This is a genomic window from Protofrankia sp. Cr2 (assembly GCF_963555885.1).
Lineage (GTDB): Bacteria > Actinomycetota > Actinomycetes > Frankiales > Frankiaceae > Protofrankia.
In genome coordinates this window covers 1,177-14,033 of record NZ_CAUVXG010000068.1, presented here as the reverse complement: position 1 = coordinate 14,033, position 12,857 = coordinate 1,177, and the positions used below count along the sequence as shown (strand labels likewise).

The following is a 12,857-nucleotide window of genomic DNA, read 5'->3' as shown; positions in this document are numbered from 1 at the left end:
CGCTCACCGGCGGCCACCTCCCCCTCGTGCGCGAGTTGCAGATTCGCGCCGAGGCGGAGGCGGCGCTGCGCCACCCACGGGGCCTGGCAGCCCTGGGGGCCGAGCAGTGGGAGGACGTCGTGCGCCTCGTCGGCGCCCCGCCATCGACGCCGGGCCACACCGATGACGAGCGGACCGCCGCGTATGCCCGCACAGTCGCCCGAGCGGTGGAGGCCCGCTTTCCCACCGCCGTGCTGGCTGCTCGTATCGAGCGGGGAGATTTCCCCGCGCCGGAGGCGCTCAGGCCCGTCCTCTCGCGTTTCTTCTCCCAGAATCCGGGTTTCGAGCTCGGCGAGCTTTCCGTTGCGGCGTTCACCGCAGCGGGTGGCGGCGCGGAGCTCGGTGGTATCGACGACGACGAGCTGCCCGCGCTTGGACGGGAGTTGCATCGCCTCGAGCGGATCGCGAAGCTGGTCCCGCGCGAACCGCCGGCGGACCACGGTCCGCGCCACCGGACCATGGGCGTCCTTCGCGAGACCGGCTTCGACTCGGCGCAGCGGATCGCCCGGGTGGGCCAGCGCGACTTCGTCGCGGCGGTCGCCGGCAAGCTTGACGGCGGGGCGGGAGAAGCAGGTGCCGTCTACGCCCGAGCCCAGGAGAACGCGGCCCTGGCACTCGCGTTGCTGGTCCGGTACGGCAAGGGGTTCAACGTCACGGACCTTCCCGTTCTCCCCGCGCACGCCGATGCCGTCATCCCGGCCGCGGACCCGTCAACAGGTATCCCGGACCTACGGACGCTGTTCGGCAGCCTCGACCTCTGCGTGTGCGACGACTGCCGTTCGGTCACCGCCCCCGCTGCCTACCTGGTCGACCTGCTGCAGTTCCTGGCCGATCGACCGCTTCCTGGAGGCGGGACGCTCAAGGACGTCATCCTGGACCCGCGACGCCGCCCGGACCTGGACGAAATTGAGCTGAGCTGCGAGAACACCAACCGGCGTCTGCCCTACATCGACCTGGTCAACGAGATCCTGGAGAACGCGGTCACCCCACGGCCAGCGGGGGCGTCGTATCCACAGACGACGTGGACCGAGCCGGAACTCGCCGCCGGCCCCGAGCATGTGCTCGTCTCCGCCTACGCCAAGTTGGCTGGCGAGGCATACCCGTGGAGTCTCCCGTTCGACCTGCCGCTCGAGGAAGTGCGCGCCTACCTGCGCCAACTCGGCATCTCGCGGCACCAGCTGATGGAGACGCTGCTGCCCGGCGAGCGGCTCACCGACGTGGGGATCGCCGTCGAGTGCCTTGGGTTCTCCAAGGCCGAGGCCGACATCATGACGCAAGCCACGTCCGCCCCGCCATGGGCACAGTGGGGGCTTGACGAGCAGGTCCACCGCCTCGTCGACAGGCGGGACGGGGCTACGGTTTCCGGCGTCTGGTACGCCGTACTGCGCGACCGGGTATCGGTCCTGCTCCAGCAGTCCGAGCTGACCTTCGCCGAGCTCCTCGCGCTCGTCGAACTGCGTTTCGTCAACCCGACCACCGTCAACCCGAACAACACGGTGCCCTCGATCGAGGGCGACCGTTGCGACCTCACCGCGATGAGCCTCCGCTGGGTTACGAGCTCGGACCTCGACCGCATGCACCGCTTCGTGCGCCTCTGGCGGCGGCTCGGCTGGTCGATGCAGGACGTCGACCGCGCGATCGCGGCGTACGCGGCGGCGGACCTCACTGACGGCCTGCTGGTGTGGGTGGCGATCGTGGAGCGGTTGAGGGCGACGCTGAACGTCCCTGTGGCTCTGCTGGTGAGCTGGTGGACGCCGCTCGACACCTGGACGTACGCCGACCGGAGCACCGATGCGGCATCGACGACGCCGTCGAGCTACGACGCCGTGTTCCTGCGCCGCTCCGGCAGTCCGACGCCTTCCGGGCTGGCCCTGAACGGGGCGCGTACCGAACTGGCCGAACCCTGGGACGGGGCGCATCCGCAGCGGACCATCACCGCGAACGGGCCAGAGATCTGCGCGGCGCTCGGGGTAGACGGGGCAGATCTCGCCCGCCTGCTTGCCGCCGGAGTACCGGACGAGCTCACACTCGCCAATCTCTCCCGGCTGCACGCCGTGGTGTCACTGGCGCGGGCCCTGCGCCTCGGGATCGCGGACTATCTGCGCCTGATGGCGATCACCGTTTCCGACCCGCTCCCGCGCGCTGCCACACCGGCGGCGGGCGCCACCGCCACCCTGCGATTCGTCGAGGAGGTGGGGCGCCTGCGCGACGGCGGGTTCACCGTCGCCGAGCTCGACTATCTGCTGCGTCACCAGACCTCCTCGTCGGTTCCGGTCGCTCCGCCGCTTGCCCAGGTGACGCAGACGCTCGGCGATCTGCGCAACGGCCTGCGCGCCGTCGCCGACCAGACGCGAGCGGAACCCGATCCGCACGGGGAACGGACGCGGGTCCAGCTCGCCGGTCTTGGCTGGAACGCCGAGCTCGTCGAGGAGGCGGTCAGCGGCGCGGTGCTGAACGCGGACCCGCGCAGCGAGGTCGCGCTGGCCGCGCTTCCACCCGCCACGATGTTCCCCGACGCGCTGCCCGATCCGCTGCGCGCCCGGGTGGCCTTCGACTCGGTAGGTGGCAGCCTCAGCTGCCTCGGCGCTCTGCGCGAGGCCGAACGCGACGAGCTCCTGGCATTGCCGGTTCAGCGGACCGGGGCCGCCTACGCCGCATATGAGACCGCGGTCAACGAGCTGTACGCGGCCTCCCGGGTAGGCCTGGCAGCCCGGCTCGACTTCGTCCGCGGTCGCATGCAGTCGTTCGTGTTGCCGACCTTCAGGGTGCCGCTCGAGCTCAGTGCTGATCTGGCTGTCCTCCCGGCCGGGGTTGTCTTTCCGGATGGCCTCGCCAGCCGGCTGAGCTACGACGCGGGCACCGGCAAGCTTCGGCTCAGGGGTCTACTGTCGGCGGCCGAGGGCGACACCCTCGTCGAGATGGCTCCGGGTGACGCCCCATTCGTCGCGGCGATACGGGCGCTGGCGGTGGCTCTCGACGTACCGCCTTCGCTTGTCGCCCGGTGCGACTACGCCCCGGATCTGATGGCGCTTTGCTTCACCGGCTGGCTGACAGACATCGACCGCGCCCTTCTACGCACGCTCACGTCGGTCGACGGCTGGACGGCTGCCATTGACGGGCTCTCCGCCGCCTCCGCCCGTTACCGGGAGAGCGATCCGGCCAATCAGTTCCTCGCCCCGGGTGACGCCGACGCGCTCTTCTATGACGCCCGCACGCCGGGCGAGCGATTCGCCCATGTCATGTCGCGCCTGCAAGCGCACCTGCGTACGCGGGCGGGGGAGGCGCTCGTCGTCGAGTGGTTGGGTTCGGCGACCGGCCTGGACGCCGAGACCACGCGCGACGTGCTCCTGCACAGACTCCCGAGGCCGGGTCGTCCGCGGGAGCCGGCCATGTCCGCGTTCCTCGACCCGGCATTCGCTGAGACCGGCCCACGCGTGCCCGTCGTGCCCGCCACCTTTCCCGAACAGTTCGCGGTCTTCGGACTGCTGCACAAAATCGCCCTGGTGCTCGGGCACCTGCGGATCGGGGGCCGGCAGATCACGACGCTGCTCGGGCCGGCTGACTGGGCGTTCCTCGCGGCGCTGCCCATGCACCCGACCACCGGCGGGAGCGCCGCATACGCCGGCTGGCGCCGGCTACGGTCGTTGGCGGCCCTGCGCGACGACCTACCCGCCGGCGCCGACGTGCTGGCCGCGATATTCGCCGCTGCTGACGACGCGGCCGAGATCCATCCGATCCTTGAAACGGCCGCATCCGTCCTCGGCTGCGATCGCGCCGATCTCGCCTACGCCGTCGACGGCGCCCACCTGAACATGAGCGTCCCCCGCGACTACCGCGACCCGGAAAAGTTGGCTCGCCTCATCGCGTGCCTGCGGGCGCTCCGGCTGCTGGGCGTGTCCGCGCCCGATGGGTGGGCCCTGGCACGGGACGAAATGGACGCCGACACGTCCCGGAGGCTGCGCGAGGCGATGCGGGCGAGGGTCGACCCGGCCACCTGGCTCGGCCGCGAGCGGGCAATCCGCGACGTGCTGCGCGAACGCCAGCGCGCCGCGCTGGTCGCCCACCTCGTCGCCCGCGACGGGCTCCGCGACGCCAACGAGCTGTACGGCCGCTATCTGATCGACGTCGAGATGGGTCCGGCCATGCTCACCTCGCGAATCCGCCAGGCCATCGCGGCGGTACAGCTGTTCGTCCAGCGATGCCAGATGAATCTCGAGACTGTCGAAACCACCCCGCTGTTCCGCCTGCTCAGCCCGACGGGTTTCCACTTTTACACCACCTCGGCGACGGAGCGGCACCACGCGCTGGAGGTCCTCGGCTGGACCGACGAAGGTGTGGCCTGTCACGTGTTCGCAAAGGCCCGCAGCGGTGCGACATCGCTGTTCCGGCTACGTAGCGGCACCACCGACGACCATTTCTATACAATCTCGGTCGCGGAGCGATACTCTATACTGAACGTCGACCATTATGTCGATGAAGGCGTAGCCGGCTACGTATACGCCGCCGCCGTGCCCGGCGTGACAACGCCGTTGTTTCGCATGTTCAGCGAGGTCATCGGCGACCACTTTCACACAACCTCACCGGCGGAGCGGGACAACGCGAGAGAATTCCTCAACTATTCCGACGAGGGCACGGCGTGCCACGTGTTCGGCGCGCCGAGAGGTGGTGTCGCGCCCAGCGCGATCCTGATCGAGCGCTGGCGCTGGCTGAAGACCTACCGAGTATGGGAGGCCAACCGCAAGGTTTTCCTGTACCCGGAGAACTGGCTCGTACCGGAACTGCGGGACGACCGTTCGCCGTTCTTCATGGACCTCGAGAGCGAACTTCAGCAGAGCGACCTGCGCGCGGAGACCGCCGAGCGGGCGTTTCGCGGCTACTTGGACAAGCTTGATCAGGTCGGGCGCCTCGAGATCGCGGGCGCCTGCCCGCAGCGGAGCGACGGTCAGGAGCTGCTGCACGTCGTCGGACGTACCTTCAACACCCCGCACGTCCACTACTACCGCTGTCGGATCGACAGGCTCCGATGGACCGCGTGGGAACGCATCGACCTCGACATCGAAGGCGATCATTACCTGCCGGTCATATGGAACGGTCGCCTGTTCCTGTTCTGGGCCAAGTTCGCCGAGGTGGCGGAGGAACCCGCGGCCGGCCAACTGCAAACCCCCGCGTTGCCCGATAAGCGATGGGAGTTGCAGCTGGCCTGGAGCGAGCGCCGCGACGGCCGCTGGCAGGCGACCCAGCTCCTCAGGACGCCCCAGCGAATCGGGTCGAGCGCCGTAATAGCCAAGCCGCCCGCCGTCGTTCTGGCGCCGAAGACCACTCCGGATGTCCTGACGGTCGCCATGGGCTATCCCGATTCCAGCGGTAACCTCGTGGTCTACACATGGCGGTTCGCGCAGCTCGCCGCAGGCCAGGCGCGGATGACCTTCGCGTCGCAGGGCGCCATAACGTTCCGGCCAGCGCCGTGGATCAAGGGTCCGGTGGCGTTCAGTGAGCTTCAGGCCAACTCCCTTGTCGAGCTGCCGGGATTCGGCCAGAACCCGCTGCAGGTCCAAGTCGCACCCGTGCGGGATGGCAAGCCGGACCGAGAGTCTGCCCCCGTGCTTACCACGGTGCTGAACCGGCACCCGTTTGGCGAACCGAACCGTTTCCGCGTCCTGTTTCCATTTTCTCCGGACATGGTTATCAACGGTCAGGGAACGCTGTCCATCTCCGCGCTTTCCAACGACTCGTTCTTCTTTGAAAACCGTGGGCGCAGCTACTTCGCGGAGCACCCACCGGCACAGCTTGCCCCCCATCCAGCGCTTCCTGAGCCGTTGATTTTCACACCGCACTTCCACCCGTACATCACGCACTTCTCAAGGGTTCTCAATACCGACGGCATCCCCGGGCTGCTTGCCCTCGCCACCCAACAACTCGCCGACAGCGGCACGGTCCGGCTGCCGTCCGGCGGCGAGGAAACCGTCCAAGCCGGTGCCGTCTTCCGCAATGAGATGGACCCCAACCCTGCCGCCGTGGCGATGGACGCGTCACCGCGGGAAATCGTGGACTTCCACGCCCAGGGTGCGTACTCCGCCTACAACTGGGAGATCTTCTTCCACGTTCCCGTTCTCATCGCCACCCGACTAAGCCGCAACCAGCGTTTCGAGGAGGCCCAGCGCTGGTTCCACTACGTCTTCGACCCCACCGACGCCTCGGACGGGCCGACTCCGGGACGGTTCTGGCGGACGCTGCCCTTCCACGACGCCGGACAGGGCACGCCGATCGAGGACCTCCTACGGCTGCTGGCCGACAAGGGCAAGCCCGGCGGCCCGCACGCGGAGATCGTCGCCCAGGTGGACGCCTGGCGACGCGCGCCATTCAACCCACACGCCATCGCCCGGTGGCGGACCAGCGCCTACCAGCGCGCCGTGGTCATGGCCTATCTCGACAACCTGATCGCCTGGGGAGACCAGCTCTTTCGGCGGGATACGCCGGAATCCGTAGCCGAGGCGACACAGATATACGTCCTCGCCGACCAGATCCTGGGACTGCGCCCCGAGCTGATCCCGGCGCGTGTACATCCCCGAACTCAGACCTACAAGACCCTTGAACCCAAGCTGGACGAGTTTTCCAACGCGCTCGTCGAGGTCGAAGGGCTCGTCGCCGGCGGGAGCGGAACCAGTTCGGGCACCGGCGCGGGAGCGCTGCCCACGCCGCCCACCCTGTACTTCGGCGTCCCGCGCAACCCCAAGCTGCTCGACTACTGGGACCGTGTCGCGGACCGCCTGTTCAAGGTTCGCAACAGCATGAACATCGATGGGGTCGTGCGCCAGCTTTCGCTGTTCGACCCGCCGATCGATCCCGGGCTGCTGGTGCAGGCCGTCGCCGCGGGCATCGACATCGGCGCCGTACTCGCGGCGGCCAACGCCCCGCAGCCCGGCCGCCGCTTCCGGGTGTGGTCGGCGAAGGCGACCGAACTGTGCGGCGAGGTGAAGGCGCTCGGCGCCGCGTTGCTGTCGGCGCTGGAGCGCCGCGACGCCGAAGGGCTGGCGCTGCTGCGCTCGACGCAGGAGATCGGCATGCTCGACGCCGCGCGCGCCGTGCGCGAGCAGCAGGTCGAGGAGGCCAAGGCCACGCTGGAGGCACTGGGCAAGGGCCTTGAACTCGCGAAGGGGCGGGTGACGCACTACACAAGCCTCCTGTCGGCGATGGAGACAATCGGCGTTCCCACCGGTTCCGGTGGCAATCTGGTCGAACGTATGTCCAGCGCGCTGGTCGACCTGTCCGGGAGCCTCGGCCCGACGGTGCAGGCCGCCAAGGCCGTTCTTCAGCTCGCCGAGGTTGTCGGACCTGAGGTCCGCGCCGCGCTCGCGAGCCTGGAGCGGGTGGTCGCGCTGCCCAGCGAGCCCGGCCCCGAGGAGCGGGTCAGCCTGCCGATGAGCGGCTTCGAGAAGCGCCAGCTCGACGAGCTCAAGGTTTCCAACGAGAAACAGCTACGAGCCATGGACTACGAGGACCTCGCCCGGGTGCTGGCCCTCGTCCCGGACATCACCGTCGGGGCGCAGGGCATCTCGAGCCCGGTGGTGCAGGCGCAGATCGGCGGAACACTGCTGTCGACGATGGCCCGCCTGCGAGGCAGTACGTTCAACTACGAGGCGAACGAGCACGCGTACCGTGCCAACCTGCACGCCATCCTCGCTGGCCACCAGCGACGCGCCGAGGACTGGCTACATCAGGCGCAGACGGCCGTCACGGAGATGGAGCAGATCGCCAAGCAGATGGTGGCCGGCGGTTTCCGTGTCGCCAGCGCCGTTCAGGAACTGCGCAACCACGACCGGCAGATCGCTGACGCGCACGAGACCGATGCGTACATGCGCGAGAAGTTCACCAACGCGGAGCTGTTCGAATGGCTTGCCGGCGAGATCTCAGGCGTCTACGTCGCCGCCTACCAGCTCGCGCACGACGTGGCCAAACGCGCCGAGCAGGCATTCCGGTTCGAGCTCGCCGCGCCCGACGCCAGCTTCATCCGGTTCGGCTACTGGGACGGCCTCCGGCGCGGGCTACTCGCCGGCGATCGCCTGGCGCAGGACGTCAGGCGCATGGAGGTCGCCTACCTCGACCGCGACGAACGCGAGCATGAACTCACCCAGCATGTGGCGCTGACCCAACTCAACCCCGGTGCCCTGGTACGCCTGAAACTGACCGGCGAATGCGAGGTGGAACTGCCCGAAGCGGTGTTCGACCTGCACCACGTTGGTCACTACCTGCGGCGGCTGCGGGAAGTAAGCATCTCCATCCCGAGCGTGACCGGACCGTATACTGGCGTGCCCTGCACCCTGACGCTGCTACGCAGCTCCATCCGCACCAATCCCAGCCTCGGCGCTGGCTACCCGCGCAACAGCAACCAGTCCGGACAACCGACGGATGACCCCCGGTTCACCGACAGCCAGCCCGCTTTGCAATCGATAGTGACCAGCAGTGGCCAGCACGACAGCGGCCGCTTCGAGCCCGGACTGCGAGACGAGAGACTCGCCCCCTTCGAAGGCCACGGCGCGATCTCCCGATGGCGCATCGAACTGCCTCGCGCCTTCCGCCCGTTCGACTACAACACCATCGCCGACGTCGTGCTGCACCTGGCCTACACGGCCCGAGACGGCGGTCGAGGCCTCGCCGACGCCGCAGAAGCGGTCCTGCAGCGTGACCTCAACAAAGCGATGCAGACCACCGACGGCGCGGGCGGCTTCTCACGGCTATTCAGCCTCCGCCACGAGTTCACCGGATGGCACCGCCTCGTCAGCACGACCGGCGAACGCGACATCGAACTGAACCTGGCTGATCGCTTCCCGCTGATATTCCGCGGCCACGACATCACCATCGACGAGGTGGAGCTATTCATCCGCGGGTCCAGCGGGCTCGCCGGGGTTGCTACCGAACTCCGCAAGGCCAAACTCGACGGGACAGCGATCACCCAATTGGTGTCCTGGGGAGGCCGCGATGACGTATTGAGCGTCATCCGGGAGGATCTCACCTGGAATCCGGCGCAGAAAACCGCGACCTTCACCCTGAAGGCCGCGAACCCCGCACTGCTCGGCGTTGTCGAGGATGTCTGGCTCCTGTGTCACTACCTTGTCGGGCCGCGCAGTGGCTGAGGACGGCCCGCAGCCACCACCAAAGCATCACGCCCTCACGGAGTTGCGGGCACTCGAAGCATTGGTCGCTCTGCATTCGGAGGTGGCGGCGGCGTTGATGGCGCTCGCCTTCGGTGGGCAACGGCCGCCGGACGAGGCATACGAGCACTACCTGGCACTGGCCAGGCGGTTCCTCGCTGGCGTAGTGGCCGATGCTGCGGGATTCTTGTCGCTCGAGTCGGTCGCCGAGCCGCTGGTCCAGCAGTTGTCGATCTACGCCGACCATCTCGAGGCGGCCGGTGACGCAGCCCGAGCGCGCAGCTGCCGTGCCGAGGCCGACCTGTTGGCGGCGCGCTATCTCGACCCGGTTGCCGCCGCGGCGGTGACGCGCGATCGGGCGATGGAGGCCGCCACAGCGGGCAGGTTCCACGAGGCCCTGATGATGCTCGACCAGGTCAACGACATCTTCGTCACCGCTGGTGAGACGCTCGCCGCGGCTCAGACCGCGGTGCAGTTGGCCAACCTCTACGAGTGGCTCGGCGACTACGACCGCGCGCTGACCACCCTTGAATCGGTGCCGGACGACGTGCAGTCCGCGCCGGCGGACGTGTCCCTGAGCCTGAGGCATGTGTCTCTGAGCCTGGCGGATGTGGCTGCGTCCACCGAGGCGCAGCTTGCCGGAATGATGCGGGCCAGGACTGCCTTCGAGATTCTGCAGGCCCGGGGGCGGATCAACCGGTGGCTGGGCGACTACGACGAGGCCAAGCGGTTGTTGGAGCAGGCGCTGCCCGTTGCGGCCGGGCTTGAGGTGACCGCGGGGATCGAGTTCCACCTCGCCGCCATCGCGTGCGCCCGCGGCGAGCTCGACGTCGCCGAGGCGCTTGTCGCCCGCATCGCGCCGGACTTCGAGCGGCCGATCGGCCGGCCCCGCCGACCGGCGTTGCGGGTCGTTCAGGCAGAGGTGTCGCTGGTTCGCGACCAGCCTGGGCAGGCGCTGGCTCAGGTCGACGACGGCCTGCGGGACCAGGACACCCACCCGAACCTGGAGGTCGCGTGGAAGCTGCAGTGGCGGCGCGGCCGAGCCCTGCGGACGCTCGGCCGGGGCGGGGACGCCGTCGCCGCCTACCGGCGGGGTGCCGCCGCGGCTGACCGGCTGCGGATGGCCCCGCTGGGCTATCGGCTCGACACGACGTTCCTGCACGACAAGATCCCGATGTTCCATGACGCGATCGACCTGGCGGTCGGGCGCGGCGATGCTGCCGCGGCGGTGTGGTTCGTCGAGCTGCTCAAGTCCCGGGCGCTGTCGGCGACGCTCAGCGTCCCTCGGGTGCCGAACTCCGCCCGAGGCCACGACGAGGCGCGCTTCGACGAGGTCTCCACCCGGCTGGACGGTCTCGCGTTCGCGATCTACGCCGAGACTGCGAACACCGCGACGCTGCGCGAACGTGACGATCTGCTCGCCGAACGCGACATGCTCCTGGAACGCATCCGCATCCGCGATCCCCGGTGGCGGACGATGACCGAGCCCGCCCCCGTGGACGTCGCGGCGCTCGCGGCCCGACTCGGCGAACGAGGTAGGGCCGCGTTGGTGCTGTTCCGCCGTCCCGGGCACGTGGTCGCAGGCCTGCTCGACGCCGACGGGGTGGCCGTCGCCACACGGGACGTCGACGCGACGGTGGAGGCCGCGTTGTCGGCGTACACGCGCAACCTGCGGACACACAGCCCGGACCCGTGGCTGTTCGACTTCTCCGGCGAGATCGGTCTCGGGGTGGCCGACGTGATCCCGCCGGCCCTGGCTGACCGCGCGGCCGGCGCCGCGACGCTGATCGTCGTCCCGCACGGCATCCTGCACCTGCTGCCCTGGGCCACGATGACGGTCGGGGCGCAACGGTTGTTCGAACGTACAGCGGTCGGCATCCTGCCCAACCTGGCCGCATTGCCGTTGCTGGACGGCGACCCGCTGGTGGATCCCCACGTCGCACTCCTGGGTGACCCGGACTACAGCGGACTGAAGCGGTACCCGCCGCTCGGGCAGGCCGGGCCGGAGCTCGCCGACGTCGCGGCACTCTACGGGTCGCGGGTGCTCACGCCTGCAAAGGTTCGGGGGGACGCGACCGAGGCGGCCTTCTGGGAGCTGGCCGGGCGGGAGGACGCCACGACCGCGGTGCTGCACGTCGCCAGCCACGGCAGCCTTGACGCGGACGAGCCACTGGCCTCGGGGCTGATCCTGACCGGGTCCACGGTGGACGCCGCCGAACTGGTGACGCGCCCGTGCCGGTTCCCCGAGGTCGTACTGAGCGCTTGCAGCACCGGCTGGCGGCCGCAGGCGAGCCACGAGTTGGAGCTGGCCGGCGACGACGCGCTTGGTCTGACGGCGTCGTTCCTCGAGGCCGGCGCCCGCTTCCTGCTCGTCAGCGTGCCGCCGGCGGACGACGGTGCGGCCCGCGCGTTCACGGTCGCCTGGCACCGGCACCGGCTGGCGGGGACAGCCCCGCTGGCGGCGTACCAGGCGGCACAACAGGAGATGCTCGCGGACTTGCCCGAGCGGGTGTGGTCGTGGGCCGGCATGACCGCCTACGGGTGTCGGTAAGAGCGCCCGGCAATGGAAGGCAGCCTCATGAGCCACGACGTGTACGTCCTCATCCCGGGCATCACCGGGAGCGTGCTGGAGAAGGACGGCCGTGACGTCTTCGGTCTCACCGCCGAGGCGGGACTGCGGGCGCTGTTCTCGGCCGGGCGAAGCATCGATGCCCTGCGGCTGGTCGACGATCCATGGGAGGTCGACGACATCGGTGACGGGGTGAGGGCGACCCGGCTCGCCGCCGACGCGCATCTCGTCCCCGGCCTGTGGAAGATCGACGGCTACGGCGCGGTCGGGCAGTACCTGCGACGACGGCTGCGGCTCGTACCGGGGGAGAGCTACTTCGAGTTCCCCTACGACTGGCGCCGGGACAACCGGGTGGCCGCGCGGCGGCTCGCGTCGTCGGCGCGGCGGTGGCTGGCGGCGCGGCGGGCGACCTACCCGGACGCGCAGCTCGTCCTGGTCGCTCATTCGATGGGCGGTCTGGTCGCGCGGTACTACCTGGAGGCGCTCGACGGCTGGCGGGACACCCGGACGCTCATCACGTTCGGGACGCCGTACCGCGGTTCCCTCAACGCGGTCGGCTTCCTGGCCATCGGCTACACGAAGATGTTCGGGCTCATCGACCTCACCGACCTGATGCGCTCGTTCACGTCGGTGCACCAACTGCTGCCCATCTACCCCTGCCTGGACCGTGGCGACGGCACCCTGGTCAGGCTCACCGAGGCGGCTGGGCTCGTCCCCGGGCTCGACCCGGTCAAGGTCGCCGCGGCGAGGCGGTTCCACGCGGAGATCGAGGACGCCGTCGGCCGCCACGGCGACGACGATGACTACCGCACGAACGGCTACCGCGTCTGCCCGGTGGTCGGCATCGAGCAGCCGACCGACCAGTCAGCGGTGTGGTCGGGTGACCGGCTCACCGTGCTACGCACCTACGAGGGCGCGGACTTCGGTGGGGACGGCACGGTGCCGCGCGTCGCCGCTTTTCCGCAGGAGGCGGACAACGAGTGGAACGCGCTGTTCGCCCCTGCCCGGCACGCCAGCCTGCAGAACACCGACGCGGTACTCACTCAGGTCCGCGGTTGGATGACCAGCGTCGACCTGAAGAAATTCCGCGCAGGCGCGCC

3 protein-coding genes are annotated in these 12,857 nt (G+C 69.3%); all 3 read left to right on the top strand.

The annotated features are described in order from the left end of the window. The first annotated feature begins 26 nt into the window (after nucleotides 1–26). Nucleotides 27–9,170, top strand: coding sequence for a neuraminidase-like domain-containing protein (locus tag U9978_RS21250; protein ID WP_322762908.1), 9,144 nt, complete (start codon nucleotides 27–29; stop codon nucleotides 9,168–9,170). Next, a complete protein-coding gene (locus U9978_RS21245; protein WP_322762907.1) occupies nucleotides 9,163–11,739 on the top strand; it encodes a CHAT domain-containing tetratricopeptide repeat protein in 2,577 nt (858 codons plus the stop codon). The genes U9978_RS21250 and U9978_RS21245 overlap by 8 nt, the downstream gene beginning before the upstream one ends. Nucleotides 11,740–11,766: 27 nt before the next feature. Then, nucleotides 11,767–12,857 (top strand): lipase/acyltransferase domain-containing protein (locus tag U9978_RS21240; RefSeq protein WP_416211076.1); only part of this gene is annotated, 1,091 nt, incomplete at its 3' end.